Source organism: Clostridium oryzae (assembly GCF_002029235.1).
GTDB classification, from domain to species: Bacteria; Bacillota; Clostridia; order Clostridiales; family Clostridiaceae; genus Clostridium_AE; species Clostridium_AE oryzae.
The window spans coordinates 1-21,514 of sequence record NZ_MZGV01000027.1 but is presented as its reverse complement, the minus strand read 5'-3'; the positions used below and the strand labels follow the sequence as shown (position 1 = coordinate 21,514).

The window sequence follows — 21,514 nt, the reverse complement described above, 5'->3', positions numbered from 1 at the left end:
ATGTTTGTCCATATTATTTCAATAACAAAACATATCTAATTTTCACTAAGGAAAAACGTGAAATCACGTTCTTCCTTAGCAAAAGGTTCAAATGATATGCAAAAAATTCTATAAACCATTCAGCATAAAGCTAAATGGAATCTACCAATAATTTGCCTAGCTTCTTTGCTTCTTCAAGCTGCTGCTCAGTTGGTGTTTCCTTTACTGCCAGTTTACCGACAACATTAAATCCAAAGTCTTTCATTTTGGCTTCCCAATCTCTAATAAACTTTCCTTCATCCCATCCATAGGAACCGAAAAGTACTATTGGTTTACCATCATTAGGCAAGAGTTTGAATTTATCCACAAAAGGTTCCATCTCCTGTTGCTCTATCTGATTATTATCCATAGACGGACTCCCAAATGCTATGGCATCACAATCTTTTACTTCTCTGAAGTTAGCATCTGAAACCTGTTCAATATTAACTTCTGCTCCAGCTCCCTTAGCACCTTTAGCTACAGCATCAGCAAGAGCTTCTACATTTCCCCACTGAGTCCAATATATTACGCTTATTTTTTTCATAAAATCACCTCGCTATAATATATTCTTACCCAGCCTAACTACAATTATAAACTAATTTTATTTTTTTTCAATATTACTTATATGCTGTTTTAAATAAAAAATTCTATTTTTCAGCTATTTATTTGTCATTGTGTTATATTTTCTTACTATTTTGAAATAATACAGTTTTAAATTATCTTATATAGTTTTGATATTATTCTTTATATATACTAGATTATAATACACTTGCACATATTCTGTATTAAGATTTAATTCTAGCTGTAATATAACCATTAAAGAAACACTATTATGATTTTTGTATAACACCTTATAAAATCACTTCACTTGGCTCATAATTACATCGACGATTTTATCCACAGCGTTTTCAATACCGCTGTCATTCATTTTTGCTATAAACTTTCCTCTATTTAAGTACAATTCTTCAATATAACTCATTAACTTTTCTTCAGTTAATTCTTCCTCTTCCAGTACCACGCTGAAGCCTCTGTTTTTAAATGAATTAGCATTTAATATCTGATCGCCTCTGCTAGATTTTCTTGACAGCGGTATAAGTAAATTAGGTTTTTTAAGAGCAAGAAGTTCGTATATTACATTTGCGCCTGCTCTTGATACTACAATATCTGCACATGCTAAAAGATCTGGAAGCTCATCGCTGATATATTCAAACTGTCTGTAACCTTCTGAAGTTATACTGCTGTCAAGGTTCCCTTTTCCACATATATGGATAACCTGATACTTTTCTAATATTTGATTTATATTCTTTCTTATAGCGTCATTTATGACTTTTGATCCAAGACTGCCGCCTATTATCAAAAGTATAGGTCTGCTTTTATCAAAACCGCAAAATCTCATTCCCTTTATTCTGCTGCCTTCAAGCAGTTCTTTTCTTATAGGTGTTCCTGTCAGCACTCCTTTATCTTTATTTATATGTTGAAGAGTTTCAGGAAAAGTCACACATATTTTAGAACAGTAGGGCAGTGATATTTTATTCGCGAGTCCTGGAGTCATATCTGATTCATGAGATACCACTGGGACTCCATTAAAAAATGCCCCCATTACTACGGGAACACTTACAAATCCTCCCTTTGAAAACACCACATCCGGCTTTTCTCTTTTGATTATGCTTTTTGCTTCGAATATTCCCTTAATAACCTTAAATGGATCTGTAAAATTCTTAACATCAAAATATCTTCTTAATTTTCCACTAGAAATAGCATGATATTTTATGTTTTGATCCATTATTATCTTTTTCTCTATACCATTTTCAGTTCCTATATATTGAACATCAAACCCATTCTCTTTCAGTTTAGGGATTAATGCTAGATTTGGTGTTACATGTCCAGCGGAACCTCCCCCAGTCATTATTATTTTATAGTTCTTCATCAAAATACCTCCGCTTTTACAGTTTCTTATGTAGATAAATTGCGTAGGTTCTAATATATTCTGACTTCTAAAATATCCTAGAGTCAAACCTATTTTGCAATGATATTTTAGAAGCCGCAATATAAGAATTTTCGCATTTTATGCAGTTTCTCCTTAAATTATAGAACTTCTCAACACTACCAGTCAATTATTGATCAAAATGAAATTCTGCACAGCAGAATTTCCTCCTCCACTTTTCTCTTTACTCTTTTTAACTCTTCCTATAGCTTCTTATATTAAGCTGAACCGATTTATTTCCATTATACTCATTTATATCTATATTAAAAGCTATGTCAATAATCACAGAATTATTTCTTCCGGCATATATTTTTTCCAATTGCTCCCGTCCAAAATTCGTTAAAATGAATTCTTCAAATTTATCAGCTTCCTGAAAAAGTATACCTTCACCATTATAATTGCCTGCTGTAGATCCTAATTTCATTTTGATAACATTTTTCTTTGCTCCTAAAACAGCAGCTTTAATTATTTTTAAACTCTTACATGCAAAAACAGGCTTGGAATTTCCTTTTCCAAACGGTTCCATTATCCTTAATTCTTCAGCTAGCTTCAAATTAATACTTCTAAGCTCAATAGGCATATCTATTATTATTTTAGGTATCATTTCTTCATCTGTTAGTGTGCATCGTTCATTAATCTCTTTCTGCAGCGGAATTATATCCTCTTCTTTAAGCGACAAACCTGCTGCCATAGGATGTCCTCCAAATTTCTGCAGTAAATGCTTACATTTTAACATCTCCTGAAACATATTATATTCTTCTATAGATCTTCCAGATCCTTTTGCACCTTCTTCACCTTTTGTTATTACAAAGGTCGGTGAATTATATCTTTCCTTTATCCTGCCAGCAATTATCCCCGCCACACTTTCATGAATATCAGGCATATATATTACTTTAACTTTTTGGTCTTTTATCTCTGAATTTTCAATAATGTCTATAGCTTTTTCAAGTCCTTTATTAGTGATCTGTTGTCTTTCTACATTTAGCGCATGCAGTTTTTTAGCTAATTCTTCAGCTTCATGCTCATTCTCGCTAATTAATAGCTTCAGTGCCCACAAAGCCTGCTCAAGTCTACCCGAAGCATTAATACTTGGTCCTATTATAAAGCCTAAGGAATAAACAGTTATTTCTTTATCCCAAATTCCAACTTCCTTAAACAATGCTTTCAATCCTATATTTTGCGTATTATTAAGTTTATGAAGTCCACTTTTAACTAAAATTCTATTTTCATCTATAAGGTCCACTACATCACATACTGTAGCTATTGCTGCATATTCTATGAATCTATCAGCCTTAAGTTCATTTATACCGACAGCTTTATAAAGAACCTTAGAAAATTTATATGCTATTCCAGCTCCACACAATGCTTTAAACGGATATGTGCATTGATTCTGTTTAGGATTTATTACAGCATCAGCCTCCGGCAGTATCTCTCTTTTGGTTCCATCTTCCATTTCTTCAAACTGAATATCATGGTGGTCAGTAACTACTACGTTTATGCCTAATTCCACAGCTAACTTCAGCTGACTAAAGGCTGCAATTCCATTATCGCAGGTTATTATAGTATCCACTCCTCGGTCTTTCGCATCCTTAATTATATTTTCATTAATACCATAACCATCTTTAACTCTGTCAGGTATTTTAAATTCTACATTTGCACCACACTCGGACAAGGCTGAAAATAAAATATATGTACTTATGACACCATCCACATCATAATCTCCCACTATAAGTATTTTCAATCCTTTTTCTATAGATGACTTAATGATATTTACACCTTTATCCATGTCTTTCATGCGACTTCCATCATAGAGATTCTTCAAATCGGCATTTATATATCTAATAGCCTTATCTTTTTCGTATATATCTCTATTTACTAAAAGCTTCGCCAAAAGCTGACTGGTACCTATTTCATCAGAAAAAGCTTTATAGTTAAATTTAATATTTTTAAGCATCCATCTTTCCGTAGCAATTCCCCCTTAAGTCTATTGTGAATGAGAAATTATGAATTTTTGAAATTTTGCACATCAGAATTTTGTCCTTTATCCTTAATTCTTCATCTCCAATTAAAAAAAGCTATCTCAAGCAATATTTTTTTTCGCTTGAGATAGCTTTATTATACCCTATAATATGATTAAATGAAAATAAATAAATCAATCACAATTTTATGAACTATGCAGTTAAACACCCACTAACGCTATGAATAATTTTAATCAAAATTCTGCAAGACAGAATTCCTTCCTAATTCCTAATTTGTAATTGTCTTTATTGGTTTTCTTTAAGGAAATTGTACATCATGCCTTCCTTTAAGGCTTCTGCTTCTTCTTCAAGTCCAAGATGCTTAAGAATAGCATATGAAAACGGCAGCGAAGTAGCCGGTCCCCTGCTTGTTAGTAGGTTCCCATCTTCCACAACTAACTCTTCTAGATAGATGCTGTTTTTAAGTTCATTTTGCACACTTGGATACGAAGTTACTTTATGCCCATTTATTATTCCCGCATCAGCGAATACAGCTGGAGCAGCACATATAGCAGCTGTCAATCTTCCGCTCATGTAGAAATCCTTTACAAACTCTAAAATTCGCACGTTCTTTCTTAGATTTTCTGTGCCAGGTCCACCTGGGAGAATAACTACATCATAATCTCTTGCTTCGACGCAATCCATAATGACATCTACCTTCACTGTTATTCCATGAGAACCTGTTACATATTCATCTGATACAGAACACATATCACACTGTACGCCTGCTCTACGCATAACGTCAACTACTGTAATGGCCTCAATCTCTTCGAAGTCCTCCACTAAAAATATTAATACTTTTTTCATAACACACCTCTTTAATGCACTTTCTCTTAACTATTCCGTCTAGAGCATTTAATGACTCTTATCCGTATATATTTTACTTGTATTATATATTTAAGTTAATAATTTTTCAATTGTACATTTTACATTTTATACAATCTTAACATCTTTTACCTCATCACCTAGCACAACAAGCATTATATTGCTGCCTTTTCCAGCTCTATTTTGAAGCTTTATGTCATTTATATCAACAGTTTCGGTTTCTCCTCTTTTAGATTTCAGCGTGACTGAGCTGTTACCCTCTTTAATAAGTGCTGCAGAAATAACTGAATCATCCTCCTTAAGGCTTATTCCTATCACTCCAGAAGTAACCTTACCTGTTGCGTTTACATCTTCTGTACTGAATTTTATGCTCATACCACGTTTTGTTATTATTATAGCTTCCTCATCTATACCCATATCTACTGTAATAAGTTCGTCCTGTGTATCTTTTATTTTGTAAGCAGTCGTTGACGAATAGTCACCTTTAAATTCTGAAGCTATCGTCTTTTTAATCATACCATTTTTGCTAAAGAAGTATACGTAGGAATTTTCATCTTGATGCTTCAACGATACAATGCCTACAACTTTGTCTTTTTCACGATCAAAATCAGATATACTGGATAAATCAATTTTTTCCTCTAAGTCTTGAAGCATAAACGCTGGAATCTTTACAGCTAATCCATTGTTATTAAATATAAGTAATTCCTCGCTGCTGGAAGTTTTCACTCTGCATATATTTTTTATCCTGTTATCCTTTAATATGCATATTTCACCGTCAGCATTAACTCCAACATCAAAATTCTTTTCCTGAATATCTTCTACAATATCAATATTAGTTATTTTGTTCTTCTCATCCATACTTATCACTTGGTTACCAAGAACTGCTCTATCAGCATCCTCTAAAACAGGAACCTTTATTTTAAAGTTCATTCCAGCCTGAGTACTGCATTCTATACATTCCGGCTTTTTATTATTTTCATCCAGAATATCAATATATATCAGTTCTTCAGTATTTCGCAGTTTCAACGCGCTTAATTTCGTATAGCTGCTTTCAAACTTATCCAAAGAAGTAACCTTAGCCATCCCTAAAGACGTAAAGAAAAATACTGATTTTTCTTTAGGAAAACTATCCACTGAATATACTGAAATCACTTTTTCTACATCAAGCTTTAATATCTTAAGAATATCCTCTATTCTCTCGCCCTTTTCCTTCCATTTATATTCAGGAATATCTACCGTCTTTAACCTATACATGTTACCTTTATTAGTAAAGAGTAATAGGCTCTCTTTTGTATTTGACTGAAGAAGAAACTTGTTAAAATCTCCTTCTCTATATTCTATATCGTCAGTACTCGTATTAGACCTATTATAAGATTTTAATGGTGTTCTCTTTATGTATCCTTCATTAGACATAGTTACCATAACGTCTTCTACTACTACTAATTCGTCTACATCGATTTTGGCTTCATCATCATCTTCTATTATTTCAGTTCTTCTGTCATCTCCAAATTTATCTCTTACTTCAATAATTTCTTTTTTAATAACCTTAAGTAATTCTTTTTCGTTGGAAAGTATATTTTTCAGCCTGTTTATAGTCTTTTGAAGTTCCTTATATTCCTTTTCGAACGTAGTTATTTCTAATCCTGTAAGTCTATAAAGCATAAGTTCCAATATAGCTTCTGCCTGTAAATCCGAAAAGCCAAATTTATTAACTAAATTAATCTGTGCATCCTTTTTCGATTTAGACTCCCTTATGCATTTGATTATTTCGTCCATAATCCCTATAGCTTTCAAAAATCCTTCTACAATATGGAATCTCTTTTCAGCATTCTCCAATTCTTTTCTAGTTCTTCTTGTAATAACTTCCTTTTGATGCTCAAGATAATATTTAAGTATGCTTTTCAAGCCTAAGGTTTCTGGCTTTCCATTTGCCAAAGCTACCATATTAAAATTAAGATTGCTCTGTAAATCAGTCTTTTTATATAGATATTTAAGTACTTTATCAGCAACATCGTAATCAACTGATTTTCTGAGTTCTATTACTGCTCTTATTCCATTTCTGTCAGATTCATCCCTTATATCAGTAATAGGTTCAAGAGCCTTAGCATGTTTTTTATCAGCTGTCATATCTGATATAGTCTGAAGCAGCTTAGACTTGTTCTTTCTATACGGGAATTCTGTTATTACAATTCCAAGCCTTCCTGTATCTAATTTTTCTATCTTAGCCTTAGCTCTCAGCGTTACTCTGCCTTCACCTTTTTCATAAGCTGAAAGCAATGAGTTTTTTCCTATTAGTATTCCCCCAGTAGGAAGATCCGGCCCTTTTATATATTCCATAAGTTCGCTGGTAGTTATATCATTATTATCTATATAAGCTAGCAAAGCATTTATTACTTCCCTTAAATTATGCGGTGGTATATTCGTCGCAAGACCAACTGCAATACCAAAAGCCCCATTTACTAAAATATTAGGATATCTGCTTGGCAGCACTTCTGGTTCCATCTCACTATCTGAATAGTTAGGCACCATATTCACTATGTCTTTGTCAATATTCCTAATCATTTCTAGAGCAATAGGTGTAAGCCTTGCTTCAGTATAACGCATCGCTGCTGCACTATCACCATCTATAGATCCCCAGTTTCCATGTCCATCTATTAGCGGCGCCCTGGTTGTAAAGTTTTGAGCTAAGATTACCATGGCATCATATACTGAACTATCACCATGCGGATGATATTTTCCTAATATATCTCCGACTATTCTTGCAGACTTATAATAAGGTCTGTCAGGAAAAGCTTTAAGCATATATGCACCATATAGTATTCTTCTATGCACTGGTTTTAATCCATCTCTTACATCGGGCAGAGCTCTATCTTTTGCAACTTCTACTGCGTATGGAAGATAGTTATCTGGCATAGCCTCTTCCAGTGGCACTCTTATAATATTATTATCTTTTGGAATATCATTATTCTTCTTAGCCAAATTATTTTCCTCCCGTGTATCCTAAAATTCAGCATACCTATACATATAATTTTTTCTTGGTTCCACTACATCTCCCATAAGCAGTGATATCATTTTTTCAGCTTTAGCAGCATCCTCAATTGTAACCTGCTGCAGTGTTCTAGTTGATGGGTTTAAGGTAGTTTCCCACAATTGCTCAGGATTCATTTCACCAAGCCCTTTGTATCTTTGTATAAGCGCGCCTTTTCCTACTTCTTTTTTAACGCTTTCCAGATCATCATCACTGTATGCGTATTTCTCTATAAGTTCCTTCTTAGTCTCTTTGTATACTTTATATAAAGGCGGAAGTGCTATAAAAAGATGACCATTAGAAATTATAGACCTCATATACCTATATATATAAGTCATCCATAAAGTTCTGATATGGTAGCCATCCACATCTGCATCGCTCATTATTATGATCTTATGGTATTTTAAATCTTTTTCAGAATAATTATCTAGCACACCTGTACCTACTGCTGTGTTAAATATTTTTAATTCTTCACTAGCAAGTACATTTTCAAGCTTTTGTTTTTCTGTATTCATTATCTTTCCTTTTGATGGCATTATCGTCTGGAATCTTCTATCTCTTGCCTGTTTTGCACTTCCTCCTGCAGAATCTCCCTCAACTATTATGAACTCATCTATTTCAGGATTCTTTATTGTACATACAGCTATTTTCCCAGCTAAAGGTGCTGTACCTTTGCCTATTTTCTTTTTCTCAGCGTCACTTATTTTCTTAATTTTTTCTCTTCTAGCCGCTGCATCTACAGCATTATTCATTATGTTAACAGCAGTGTCTTTATTGTCTTCAATCCACTGTGAAAATTTAATATAACACAGTTCATTCATCATCGTGTATGCTTCATTATTTCCAAGCTTTGTTTTTGTCTGTCCTTCAAACATTGGATTGCTTATCTTTATCCTTACTATTGCTGTCATTCCTTCTCTTAAGTCATCGCCTTCAAATTCCTTATCCTTTTCTTTGATGACATTAAGCTTTCTTGCCCATTCCTTAAAGGCTCTTGTCATACCCGTTTTAAAACCTGCTTCATGCGTACCAGCTTCTGTGGTTGGTATATTATTTACATAACTAGCTATGTATTCTGTAGTAGAATCTGTAAACTGAATACATACTTCTCCATACATCGATAGTCCATTTATTTCCTTTTGTCCGTCGAATAAAATAGGTTCCGGATGTAAAACCGTTTTGCTTTCATTTAAATAATCTATGAAGTCCAAAAGTCCCCTTTGAGAATAATATTCTTTTGTAATTGGTTCATCTTTTCTTCTATCTATAAATATTAATGTTATGCCTTTATTCTGAAATGCCAATTCCTGAAGTCTTTCATCGATTATTTCATACTTGAATTCAGTTGTCGTAAACACATCGTTATCAGGCATAAATGTAACTCTTGTACCTGTTTCATTAGTTTCACCTACTTGTTCAAGTTTTGTTACAGGCGTTCCTGGCATGACCTTTTTAAGCTGCTTATCATACGCATATTCAAAACGCTGTCTGTATATTTTACCATTTTGATGCACTTCTACTTCCATCCATTTTGACAAAGCATTAACTACTGCAGCTCCAACTCCATGTAAACCTCCCGAGGTTTTATAATTTTTATTATCAAATTTTCCGCCTGTATGAAGTTCAGTGTATACCATCTCTACTCCTGATTTTTTCTTCACAGGATGGATTCCTGTAGGAACTCCTCTACCATTATCTATTATCGTAACACTCTTATCCTTATTGAGGATAACAGAAGCTCTATCACCAAACCCATTAGTTATTTCATCTATAGCATTATCCAATATTTCCCATATGCAATGATGCAGACCTTTGCTTCCAGTAGAGCCTATATACATACCTGGTCTTATTCTTACTGGTTCTAGTTTTTCTAAAGATGTAAGATCAGTTACATCGTAACTACTGTAATTTATATTTTCCATCCCTATGTTCTCATCCTTCCTCATTTTTACCTGTCATTGCTGCTCAAAATTCAAATTGGAAAGCACAGTTTTACAAATCATTAACTCATCAATTATAATTACAGATATTTGCCGCTATGTCAAGGCATTATGATATTTGCAGTCCTCAATAATCTACTAGTAATTTTTATAATACCAGAAAAATACCTAGCTTTGCATTTTATATAATCCTAAGTTTTTATCAACACACATACAGATTATACCTTATCATAAAAATTATGTATATATTATTATTTAGTTAAAATAATACATCCCTCTTTTCATTTATAGTTTTATACAGAAATAGCAATCAGCTTCATATAACATATGAAGCTGATTGACACTTTTCTTATATTAATTTTTATCCAAAGCACATGCAAGTCTTATTATAAACCTGAGAGATCTATCTCCTATTTCACTAGTCAATTTGAGATCCCTAATTAGTTCTCTAGAATATGCCAAAGCTTTTTCCTCTTTTATTTTGTTATTATCAGTTTTATAATTCTTTTCTACGAAATCAACAGCATTTGCAACTGCCCTAAGTATTCTCTTTACGTTTTCTGTAGAAGCTTCATTATTTTCAAGCTGGTATAGTATGGTATAGGTTATACCATAATAGTCATTGCTTCGAATTATCCCTTTTTCCTTCAAAAAGAATATAAAATACGCAATGGCTAAAATAAAGAAAACTAAAAGCACATATTGTAGTATCAGTGCAGTCATGGCCATATCATACCTTCCAACCATATTATTACTTACATTATATGCAGCTTCTCTTCACACTGTTAACCTTATTTAGATATAATTATCTGTTTAATAGTAATTTTTTCGCTAGAAGTTCCATTTTCATCGGCCTGCAGCTTGGCTATTTTATCTACTACATCCATACCTGAATATACTTGCCCAAAAACAGTATGTTTATTATCAAGCCATGGAGTTCCGCCATATTTTTTATATTTATTTATAAGAGCTTCTGAAAATTTATTTTGTTTCATGTATGCCTCAATGTCATCTGATATTTTAGGAGCTTGAACTATAAAAAATTGACTTCCGTTAGTGTTTTTACCAGTATTGGCCATAGAGAGAGCTCCTCTAAAATTATGAACTTTATTGCTAAACTCATCCTTAAAAGGCTTTCCCCATATGCTTTGTCCGCCAGCTCCAGTTCCAGTAGGATCTCCTCCTTGAATCATAAAGTTGTTTATTACTCTATGAAAAATAACGCCATTATAATATTTTTTCTCAGCTAGCTTTGTAAAATTCTCAACTGCCTTAGGTGCCACATTAGGAAAAAGTCTAACTTTTATTGTTCCCTTATTAGTCACTATCTCTGCGGTAACGTCATTTCTAGTAGGTTTATCCATCTGATTAAATTTCTTCTTTGTACATGATACCATTACAAGCATACAACTAATTAGTAATAAAATAGAAAATCTGTTTCGTTGTCTCATTTTGATCTCCTTAGCAAATGTTATTATTAAATCTTTATTTTCAAAATTCAGGTTATACTCTAAATTGATTTATTTCTTCAGTAAGCCTAACTGTCATTTCCTTCATATTTGCTGCAACTTTTGAAACCTCTTCCGCAGAAGAACTCATCTCCTCTGATGATGCTGCTATTTCCTCTGACGATGCAGATATTTCCTCTGCCGTAGCAGTGGTTGCTTCAATACTATCAACTATTATATTCTTTTTCTTATCAATATTTTCGATTGCCTTATTTGCGTTTATGATCTTAGGTATTATTTCTTCTACCTCATCAGTAATATTATTAAGCCCTTCAATAGAATTTTTCATCTCAGCAGCTTCTTTATTTAACTCACCATTCAGCTGCGATGTTTCATTTATTATAGTAGCAGTTTCCTTTGAAAGCAGGTTCACAAGATTATTTATATCACTGGAAGATTGCTTTGTCTGTTCTGCTAATTTTCTTATCTCCTCTGCAACTACAGCAAATCCTTTACCCGCTTCTCCTGCTCTTGATGCTTCAATCGAAGCATTTAATGCTAATAGATTAGTTTGGTCAGATATGCTATTAATTAAACTTATTATACTGTTTATCTTATTTATATTTTCTCCAAACTCACTCATTTTCGTAGAGAAATTACCAAATGAGTCATTTACCCATTTTATGGAATTTACCACCTTAGGCAATTCTTTTTTTGCGTTTTCAGCCATTTTTTCAATGTTCTTAGCATTGTCATCCATTTCCTCTAATTCTTTTACTACCTTATCAATTTCACCGCTGAAAATATTTAAATTACTGTTTATATCTACAAGCTCATGAGCCTCCTCAGTATTCGCATAAGAAACCTGATTTATTGTTTCTGATACATCTCCAGAAGCCTTTGCCAGTTCCTCTGATATAGAATGCAATGTTTTAGATTCTTCTCCTATGTCATTAAAGTTTTCTTTAATATTATAAATAAGCTTCTTCACAGAAACCTGCATATTTTGCATACTCTTCGTGAGTATTCCAACTTCATCACTGAGCTTAAGGTGCTTAGCAGATATTTCAGTAGTGAAATCGCCCTCTGATAGTTTTTCCATATGTTCTACTGCAGCGTTCAATGCTTTTACAATCTTGTTTAACACTATTGTAGAAACTAACATTGCTGCTATAATCATTAATGCTAATATACCAGATATATATATTACTGTCGTAAAGATAGTTTTATTCACTGCGCCTTTATCTATACCTAGAAAAAGCATTCCAATATTGTTGCCACTCTCATCTTTTATAGGAATATATCTGGTTTTATAATCACGTCCTAATATTTCCACCGTTCCATTATACTGCTTCCCATCTTTTAGTACTTTTTTCGCCACTTCATCAGAAGCCTTCGTATTAACTGCTCTCTTACCATTCTTAATTATCGTAGTCGCTACTCTAGTATCACCTGAAAAAATAGTAACTTCTTCTCCAGTTTTCTGTTTGATTATGTCCACAAACTCATTATCATTATTAATAAGCTTATCTCCCTTATATAAATTTTCTCCTTCTACTTTCCAGTTGCCTGTATATTTATCGTTAAGCATTTCCTGCATTAATGAGCCATACCCACTAAGCTGTCTAGCATACATACTGTTAGTCATTTTCAAGACGTTATAATACACGGCTACCATAATTATAATACTCAATACTACAATTACAGAAGCTATCATTGCATTAATTTTTCCTTTGATTTTCAATTTCATATTTCATCCTCCAGTTAAAAACATTTTTATAACTTATAATATCATATTGTGTAAAATTCTACAATTTTTTGAGTAAAATTCTATTATAATTTTCTTCTATATCTAATTTATTCTATAATAATAATTCATTTCAAACAGTATACAAAAATATATTTGTGTAGTATAATGAACCCGTAAAAATTAATAGAAGTGCTAGGGGTGCCCTCGGGCTGAGACGTGGAATTTCATTCCTAAACCCTTTTACCTGATCTGGATAATACCAGCGTAGGGAAGCGATTTAATCATTGGTCTTATCATTTTGATTATTTAACCGCATTCCTAGGAAAGCGGTTTTTTTATTTTTCGCTTTCTTTGGTATCTCAAGCACAAATTGGAGGTATCTTAATGAAAAATTTAAACGAAATCTTTGCACATCCAACATCATTATTTACACTGCTAGCTATTTTATTGCTTATTGGTGCAGCAATAAAAGTAAGAAAAGTAAAGCTTAGTACTCAAATGATCACCCAAATAGGTATAGCTTTAGCATTAGCAACTGTACTTAAAATCTTTAGAATTTACCACTTGCCTCAAGGCGGCAGCATTACAATCGGAAGCATGGTACCTATACTCCTTATAGCTCTTTTCTATGGAGCAGAAGTTGGTTACCTTACTGGATTTCTTTATGGAATGATAACATTAATAATGGATCCTTATATTCTGCATCCTGTTCAAGTTCTTTTTGATTATCCGCTTCCATTTATGGCACTTGGAATTATAGGATATTTTAGAAATAATAAAGTTTTAGGTGCTATTGTTGCTATTTTCGGCAGATTTTTGTGTCACTTTATATCCGGTATAGTTTTCTTTGCTAGCTATGCAGGTGATATGAATCCTTGGTTATATTCATTAATGGTGAATGGTGTATTTATCGCAATTGAAGGACTTATCTGCGTAATAATTATCGGTTTATTACCAGTAGACAGGCTCTATTCCATCGTAACAAAAGGAAGACGCCCATTAAGAGGTGATGAATAATGGTAATAGCAGATGTAGCAGTAATGCCGCTGCTTCCCGCTGAAAGTGAGGAACAGCTTTACGGATATGTTGACGAGGTTATTGACTATATTAGAAAAAGCGGTCTTAAATACGAAGTAGGTGCAATGAGCACTACAATAGAAGGCGAATACGATGATGTATTTGACCTGCTGAAAAAGATTCATAAAATGCCTTTCAATTCTGGCTGTACAAGAGTTATTACAGTAATAAGAATTGACGAAAAGATAGACGGACTTTCAATTGATGAGAAACTTAAGAATCACATTGGAAAAAGAACCAATAAAGAGTAAAGAGCAGAGAGAAAAGAGTAAAGTGAAGGAAGAAATTCTGCTGTGCAGAATTTCTAGAATTTTGTTTTATGTAACCTGTTTCTGTTAGAAGTTTCACCCAATATTCAGTTTCAAAGTATAATTTTCTGTAATTCAGCTGCAAGCTGAATTACATCCTTCACTTTTCTCTTTACTCTTAACTCTTTTCTCTTTTTTACTTTATCCTAAAAAAACAACACTAAACTTAGTGCCCTGACCTTTACAGCTTTCAACGCTTACAATCCCTTCATGGCTTTCTACAATAGATTTTGCAAGAGCAAGTCCTATACCAACTGATTCGGAATTTTTATTTTCCTTGCCTTTATAGAACCTTTGGAATATATGCGGAAGTTCCTCCTTTTCAATACCTTCTCCGTTATCTTCTATGATAATTCTTGCACATACATGAGTTTTTTCCAAAATTACAGTAACTCTTCCAAAAGCTGATGTATGTTCTATAGCGTTCTTTATAATGTTAATCAATGCTTCACACATCCAATTAGTATCATGCTTCATCATAATTGGCTTACCAATTCCATTAAATACCAAATTAACTTTAGCCTCCTCTGCCCTAGCTCCCAGTGATGCCACCGCAGCTTGTACTGTTTCAGTTAAATCGCTATTTATTCTTTGAAATTTTATTACCCCAGCATCCAATTTTGCAAGCTGAAGCAGACTTTTAACTAACCATTCAATCCTGTTAAGCTGATTTCCACTGTTTTCCAAGAATTTTACTCTATCGGCCTCACTTACTTTTCTATTCAACAATATATCATTATAAATTATCAGCGATGAAATAGGGGTTTTTAGTTGATGAGATATATCAGAAAGAATATTAACCAAGAAATTCTTTTCTTTGTTTACCTGCTCATAATTATTTTTTACTATCTGTCTCATATTACTGAAAGAAACTGCCAGTCTCGAAAAAAGTCCTTCTTCTTTCTCCTCATAAATATCAATTTTATAATTGAAATTTGCTATGTTTTCTGAAGCAACTATAAGCTTTCTTATTTTTTTATACATGTTTACATGATTTATATAGTTAAATATAACTATAACTATTCCTAATGTCAACAGAATGATAATACAGCTTATTCTAATAAAATTATAATCACTATTTATTCCCTGTATAAGACTTATATTTAAGCTTTGGTCATAATCAAAATCCTTAAGAATTCTTTTTCCTTTAGCTATATTTGAAGATGTCTGCTTTTGGGTAATCAGAGGTATGATTTCGTCTTTAAGTTCAGGATGCTTGTCAACTATTCCTCCCACTAGTGCCATATTATTTCTTATATAGCTATCCTTTATATTGTCATAACTTATACTTAAGAGCACAAAAATTGCAGCTGTAAATATGAGCATACTAGCTGCAATAATCAATGAGCTTCTTTTCAATTCTGGATTTAAAAAATATCTTGTCATTCTTTTACCGCCTCCACCTCTACAACCCATTCATACCCAATCCCTCTTAAAGTTTTTATATACTGAGGCTGTGAAGAATCCACTTCTATTTTTTCTCTAATCCTCTTTATGTAAACAGAGAGGGTGTTGGTATCAAAATACGCAGCACCATCACTAAGTTTTGTCAAAATCTCCTCTCTGGACATTACTTTTTTAGGATTAGCCATAAAAATTTGAAGCAATTTGTATTCCTGAGCTGAAAGTTCAACTTCCTCCTGTTTTAGATATACTTTCATAGAATCCATATCAAACAATATATCCTTAGATCTATAAGACACTTTTTTATAAGCTGTTTTTTCTGTTCTTCTTAGCACAGCTTTTATTCGCGATATCAGTTCTTTCACTCTAAAAGGTTTTGTGATGTAATCATCCCCGCCGATCTCAAGTCCTAATACCACATTTACTTCCTCATCACACGCTGTAAGGAATATCACAGGAAGTTTGCTTGTGGTCCGTATATATTTACATACATCATATCCGTTTCCATCTGGAAGCATAACATCCAACAGTGCTATATCAAATTTTGTTTCATCAAAAGTTTCCTTAGCAGATTTTACTGATGAGCATCTCGTTACTTCATACCCTTCATCAGAAAGTGTATATTCAATTCCAAGTGCCAGTGCCTCATCATCTTCCAAAAGCAATATCCTTCCCATAAAAATCTCCTTTGCAATTTCCTTAAGCTTCTTCTCTGATAACTTCAATAACATTTTCCTTTTTTATTCTATTAAGCGGTTTAATAACAGATACAACTCCTACCACAACTGCAGCTATTACAGAAATGATAAGCGCATTCCAAGGGACAGTCCATTTAAAGCTCATCAAATTGTTCATAGCTCTATATAAAAGATATGAAAAGCCGGTACCTGCTATGCAACCATAAAAGCTTCCATACACACCATAAAGCATGCCCTCAATTAATATCATAAAGCTTACATTTTTATAAGTCATACCAATAGAATTTAATGTAGCTATTTCTTTCCTCCTTAGAATTAAATTCGTGGTTATCGTATTTACTATATTGACTACACCAATCAACGATATTACTACGATAAAACCATATACGAGAACCTGTAACTGAAGAAAACTGTTATACTGTGTCTCAGCTACTGTAGATATGTCTATTAGTTGCAACCCATTCTTATCACATATTTTTGTTGCAAAACTATTAAATTTATCTATATACTTTTTATCTTTAAGTCTTATATCCAGCATTTTAACATCTAAATTATCTATTCTTTTGTTTATAGCTTTTTGCATTACACTCTTAGGTATTATAACATAAAGATTGTCTTGTCTGCTACTGGAGAATTCATAGGGACAGTCCTCTACAATTCCAGCAACTTTAAGTTTAACCATGTTCTTTTTCTCATAGTTGCTATTAACATAATCTTTATCTGTAATTATTGGCATTTCAACCCTTCCCTTAGAAAGAGCCTCTTTGTCTACATAAAAACTGTCACCTTTTTTAAGTTGAGTTGCATTTCCATGATAATACTTTTTATTTACTATAAAGGTAGTATTCTTTACTATTACTACTCCATTCTCTAGTTGCATTTTGTCCTCGTCTATGTTTCCTGAAGTTACATACTGTTTAATTGAACTTAGCTTATGACTGTCATAGATATCAAACAGTGCATGTAAGCTTGACATATCTCTTCCAGCATAGCTTAAGTTATCATAAAACTTTTGCTCTTTACTTACAATAAAACTATTTCTCTTATCTTTATCAATCAATACTTTTGAGGCATAAGTTCCATAAGCCCTAAATACATCTTTAACATATCTATTATCCTCTATCTTTCTAATGACATTTTCATTAATGGTATTTGTACCATCCTTACTTGCTACACTCCGTATTTCAAAGTGCATTTTGATGCTTTCTGAGTTCCCATTTGAAAAATTACCCAGCATGTTTATGAAACTAAAGAAGAAAATAAAGAGAGTTATACTTAACACTACAGAAAATACAGTTACTCTGAATCTCTTTCTATTCCTTTTTATGTTTTTAAAAGCCATCAAGCTTTCTATATTTAAAAATTTCTTTGCAATTTTACCCCTTTTTTTACCTATCTTTTCCTTAACTATAGATGTTCTGCTGCTGACAGCCTGCAGCGGAGAAATCTTTCCGGCAAAACTTGCTGGCAGCATAGCAGATGCATATATCGAAAATACTCCGACTAATGCACTTATAATTAGCGTATAATAATCTATTACTATATGCATACTTCCGAAGGCTGCATTTGACATTATACTAAATATCTTTGCTACAATAAGTAATGCTGTTATCCCCGAAACAATTCCAAGCGGAATTCCGATTAAACTTATGATAGCAGCTTCTCTTAATACTATCTTTCTTATCTGCTTAGGGGTTGCACCAACTGTTCTTATTAGACCAAACTGCTTTATTCGCTCCATTACGCTTATTTGGAATGAATTGTAAATTACAGCTGATGTCGCAATAACTATTACAGCAATTATTATTGCGGCGATTGCATAGAGATTCTTATTTGTTGATTGCGTTCCCTGACCCATGTAGTTTAGTAGATCACTATTTATGGAAGCATTTTTATATTGTTTTGCTATTTTCCTAGCCGTAGCACCTATACCCGCCTTCTTATATATAGATATATATAAATCGGCTTTTTCAGCCTCAAATTTATTTCCATAAATCATTCCCGATGCTTGTCCCATATACTGACTATATCCTGTATCAGGAAGAATCCCCGTCAATTTATATTTTTTTGCACTTCCATTTGAATCCTTTAAACTTATCATTTTTCCTATTCGCGGTGTACCATTAAAATAGTTAAGACTCCATTTTTCAACAGCAATCTCCCCAGCTTTATCGGGAAGTCTTCCCTTTATAGCTCTGTAACTATCAGGTAATACTTTTAGTGAAACTGAGTTGTATTTATTTACCGCTATACTTTTCTCTCTATTTAATTTGTAGACGCCTTTCTGTTGTACTACTCCTATACTTTCAACCTTTGCATTTCCTTTGAGTTTATTGTACATATTTGTGTCAGCCTGCCGCACTATAACATGAGCAGAACCATACCCTTTTATAGCTTGATCAATATAAGTCTGTTGAAGACTCCTCATAAAAAGTCCAACTGCGGTTATCAGCGCAACAGACAATATGACTCCTAATATTGTAAATACTGTTCTCTTTCTGTTATGCATTAAATACTTGTCTGTTATTTGTTTATAATCTTTAAGCACTGCATTTACCTCCTTTCATCCGATTTTATTTCACCGTCTGAAATAGTAATAACTCGTTCAGCCTGTTCTGCTATACTTATATCGTGAGTTATTATAATAAGTGTCTGATCATATTTTTTTGCTGAAAGTTTTAAAAGTTCAATAACTTCTTTACTATTCTTACTATCCAGATTTCCAGTAGGTTCATCTGCAAGAATCACTGAAGGTTTATTAATTAACGCTCTTCCAATAGATACTCTCTGCTGTTGTCCTCCAGACAGCTCTGAAGGAAGATGGTTTATTCTCTCTTTTAAGCCCAGTATTTCAATTATTTCTTCTAGGTAACTCTGATCTATTCTTTCTCTATCTAAAAGTGCCGGAAGGGAAATATTTTCTTCTACATCTAATACGGGAATTAAATTAAAGAACTGAAATATGAATCCAATCTTTCGCCTTCTGAAAATTGATAATTTCTCTTCGTTTAATCTATAAATATCCTCTCCATCTATATATACTTTACCTGAAGTAGGTCTATCCAATCCGCCTAACATATGAAGCAGTGTACTTTTACCTGAACCAGATGCTCCTATTATGGCAGTAAATTCACCTCTTTCAACCGACAGCGAAACATTTTTTAATGCTTCGACCCTGCTTTCCTCCTTTCCGTATATCTTAGATAAATTCTCAACTTTTAATATTTCCAATTATATACACCCCTTTATACTGAATCTAAATACATACCCTATTATATTTTCAATAGTTCACTATCTCAATAACTGTAATCTTACAGTTATCTTACAAAGATAAAAGGAACCCAACAATCTGGATTCCTTCTAAACACTAGATAAATTTTATAACCATTACAAATTAAAAATAATTAAAAAGTATGTATTGTCTTATTTTTTTAGCATCCAATCTAAAACCTTCTGAATATTCCTATCCCAAAAGCCCCATTCATGTATACCTGGTTCTTCAAAATAAGTGTAATCAAAGTTGCGCTTTTCAATCATATTTTTAAAATCAATATTGTCCTGATACAAAAAATCCTCAGTACCGCAGCATTGAAATAATCTAGGTTTTTGTATATTTTTTTTGTCTAATTCCTGTACAAGATAATATAAATCATTTTTACTGCCCAAAACATTTTTTTCATCGCCGAATATGTTATTAAATTCTTCTCCAAGATGCTTCGTCTCCATGATATTCATAGCTCCTGAAAGACTAGCTGCTGCTGCATATCTTTCTGGATAGGTTAAGGCTAATTTGTAAGCACCGTATCCTCCCATGGATAGTCCAGCTACATATGTATCCTCCCTCTTATCAGATACATGAAAAAAAGACGCTACGACCTTTGGAAGTTCTTCGGATATAAACGTAAAATACTTATATCCCTTTTCCATATCAGTATAAAAACCTCTACCTACATTAGGCATAACAACTATAATTCCAAGTTCAGAAACGTATCTTTCTATAGAAGTCCTTCTGCACCATATACTGTCATCATCAGACAATCCATGCAAAAGATAAAGCACAGGATATCTATCTTTGCTTTCTGCTCCATTCATTCCAATTTGTCCCTGAGTATTTTGAGGTAAAATAACATGCATACTTGTAGACATTCCAAGAGCTTCAGAAAAAAAATCACATTTAATTAAAGCCATTTTAAAAACCCCTTTCATCTAATCCCATTAACTTACTACTATTATATATCTATTTTGTTTACTTCGAAAGGTCTAAAAACAAATTAGATGTATTGAATGAAGAATTAATAATTGTAAAAATTTAACTGTCACCGTTTAAGCGTACATTTTTTGAAATTCTGTACAACAGATTTTTTCCTTCAATTTTCAATTCTTCATTCTTAGTTTATTAATATGATTTTACAAGTTCATCTAGGTCTGGAAAATCTTTATCTCCTGCTGGAGCAAGTGGTTTTCCGAATGGCATTTGAGCAACAAATTTATAATTATCCGGAACATTCCACTGTTGTTTTACCTGCTGCTCAACTAATTCACTATAATGCTGTAATGTCACTCCCAATCCTTCTTCTTCAAGTGCAGTCCATATTACAAACTGAACCATACCTGCTCCTTGTTGTGACCATATGGGGAAGTTATCCTTATATAGAGGAAACTTTTCTTGAAGTGCCTTAACCACATTTAAATCCTCAAAATATAAAACAGTACCATAACCTGCTTTAAAAGAATCTATCTTTTCCTCAGTAGGCGCAAAAGAATCTTCAGGCACTACCTTTCTTAAAGCTTCTTTTGTTATATCCCAGAACTTCTCATGATTTTGATCAAATAGAACCACAGCCCTGGATGTTTGGGCGTTAAATGCAGCCGGAACATATTTATGTGCTTCCTTAACTATATTTACTATTTTATCATTGTGTACTATCTTTTCTTTGCCTATAGCATAAATTGAACGTCTTCCTTTTATTATATTAAAAAACATATTACTCATAACATACCTCCAATGTTTATATA

General features: G+C 32.9%; 17 protein-coding genes and 1 riboswitch. Of the genes, 2 read left to right on the top strand and 15 right to left on the bottom strand.

Annotated elements, in window-relative coordinates; genetic code table 11:
* Positions 1 to 130 precede the first annotated feature (130 nt).
* The 9 genes from CLORY_RS12795 to CLORY_RS12755 form a co-directional block, all read right to left on the bottom strand.
* On the bottom strand, positions 131 to 562 hold the full coding sequence (locus tag CLORY_RS12795; RefSeq protein WP_079425033.1) for a flavodoxin: 432 nt from the start codon (positions 560 to 562) through the stop codon (positions 131 to 133).
* A 315-nt stretch (positions 563 to 877) separates the two neighbouring features.
* Positions 878 to 1,945, bottom strand: a complete 1,068-nt coding sequence (locus tag CLORY_RS12790) for an undecaprenyldiphospho-muramoylpentapeptide beta-N-acetylglucosaminyltransferase (protein WP_079425031.1) — start codon at positions 1,943 to 1,945, stop codon at positions 878 to 880.
* Between the two features lie 250 nt (positions 1,946 to 2,195).
* Positions 2,196 to 3,956, bottom strand: a complete 1,761-nt coding sequence (gene recJ, locus CLORY_RS12785; protein WP_079425029.1) for a single-stranded-DNA-specific exonuclease RecJ — start codon at positions 3,954 to 3,956, stop codon at positions 2,196 to 2,198.
* A gap of 310 nt (positions 3,957 to 4,266) precedes the next feature.
* The gene (locus CLORY_RS12780) at positions 4,267 to 4,827 is read right to left on the bottom strand and encodes a DJ-1 family glyoxalase III (protein ID WP_079425027.1); all 561 of its coding nucleotides are present in this window, start codon (positions 4,825 to 4,827) and stop codon (positions 4,267 to 4,269) included.
* Between the two features lie 126 nt (positions 4,828 to 4,953).
* Entirely contained in the window at positions 4,954 to 7,824 is a 2,871-nt protein-coding gene (locus CLORY_RS12775; protein WP_079425025.1) for a DNA topoisomerase IV subunit A, read from the bottom strand.
* Positions 7,825 to 7,845: 21 nt separating this feature from the next.
* Positions 7,846 to 9,795 carry a DNA gyrase/topoisomerase IV subunit B gene (locus tag CLORY_RS12770; protein WP_139376034.1) on the bottom strand — a complete coding sequence of 650 codons (1,950 nt, stop codon included), beginning with the start codon at positions 9,793 to 9,795 and terminating at the stop codon, positions 7,846 to 7,848.
* A 372-nt stretch (positions 9,796 to 10,167) separates the two neighbouring features.
* Positions 10,168 to 10,542 (bottom strand): hypothetical protein, encoded by a 375-nt coding sequence (locus CLORY_RS12765; protein WP_242954410.1) that lies wholly within the window; start codon positions 10,540 to 10,542, stop codon positions 10,168 to 10,170.
* 62 nt (positions 10,543 to 10,604) lie between these two features.
* A complete protein-coding gene (locus CLORY_RS12760; protein WP_207652211.1) occupies positions 10,605 to 11,264 on the bottom strand; it encodes a peptidylprolyl isomerase in 660 nt (219 codons plus the stop codon).
* Between the two features lie 52 nt (positions 11,265 to 11,316).
* Complete coding sequence (locus CLORY_RS12755; RefSeq protein ID WP_079425021.1) at positions 11,317 to 13,011, bottom strand: methyl-accepting chemotaxis protein; 1,695 nt, start codon at positions 13,009 to 13,011, stop codon at positions 11,317 to 11,319.
* A gap of 184 nt (positions 13,012 to 13,195) precedes the next feature.
* Positions 13,196 to 13,299, top strand: a riboswitch (TPP riboswitch).
* Between the two features lie 96 nt (positions 13,300 to 13,395).
* Here CLORY_RS12755 and thiT point away from each other — a divergent pair.
* Both thiT and CLORY_RS12745 read left to right on the top strand, forming a co-directional pair.
* Positions 13,396 to 14,028, top strand: a complete 633-nt coding sequence (gene thiT, locus CLORY_RS12750; protein ID WP_079425019.1) for an energy-coupled thiamine transporter ThiT — start codon at positions 13,396 to 13,398, stop codon at positions 14,026 to 14,028.
* Positions 14,028 to 14,339 (top strand): MTH1187 family thiamine-binding protein, encoded by a 312-nt coding sequence (locus CLORY_RS12745; RefSeq protein WP_079425017.1) that lies wholly within the window; start codon positions 14,028 to 14,030, stop codon positions 14,337 to 14,339. The genes thiT and CLORY_RS12745 overlap by 1 nt, the downstream gene beginning before the upstream one ends.
* Before the next feature lie 198 nt (positions 14,340 to 14,537).
* On the opposite strand, the gene CLORY_RS12740 is transcribed toward CLORY_RS12745, so the two are convergent.
* From CLORY_RS12740 to CLORY_RS12715, 6 genes are all read right to left on the bottom strand, one after another.
* On the bottom strand, positions 14,538 to 15,782 hold the full coding sequence (locus tag CLORY_RS12740) for a sensor histidine kinase (protein WP_079425015.1): 1,245 nt from the start codon (positions 15,780 to 15,782) through the stop codon (positions 14,538 to 14,540).
* Positions 15,779 to 16,477 (bottom strand): response regulator transcription factor, encoded by a 699-nt coding sequence (locus CLORY_RS12735; RefSeq protein WP_079425117.1) that lies wholly within the window; start codon positions 16,475 to 16,477, stop codon positions 15,779 to 15,781. Before CLORY_RS12735 ends, CLORY_RS12740 begins: the two co-directional genes overlap by 4 nt.
* A 22-nt stretch (positions 16,478 to 16,499) precedes the next feature.
* Complete coding sequence (locus CLORY_RS12730; RefSeq protein WP_242954409.1) at positions 16,500 to 19,046, bottom strand: ABC transporter permease; 2,547 nt, start codon at positions 19,044 to 19,046, stop codon at positions 16,500 to 16,502.
* A gap of 5 nt (positions 19,047 to 19,051) precedes the next feature.
* A complete protein-coding gene (locus tag CLORY_RS12725; protein WP_079425013.1) occupies positions 19,052 to 19,729 on the bottom strand; it encodes an ABC transporter ATP-binding protein in 678 nt (225 codons plus the stop codon).
* A gap of 192 nt (positions 19,730 to 19,921) precedes the next feature.
* Entirely contained in the window at positions 19,922 to 20,686 is a 765-nt protein-coding gene (locus tag CLORY_RS12720; protein ID WP_079425011.1) for an alpha/beta hydrolase, read from the bottom strand.
* Between the two features lie 208 nt (positions 20,687 to 20,894).
* Complete coding sequence (locus CLORY_RS12715) at positions 20,895 to 21,491, bottom strand: nitroreductase family protein (protein ID WP_079425115.1); 597 nt, start codon at positions 21,489 to 21,491, stop codon at positions 20,895 to 20,897.
* Positions 21,492 to 21,514: the final 23 nt, after the last annotated feature.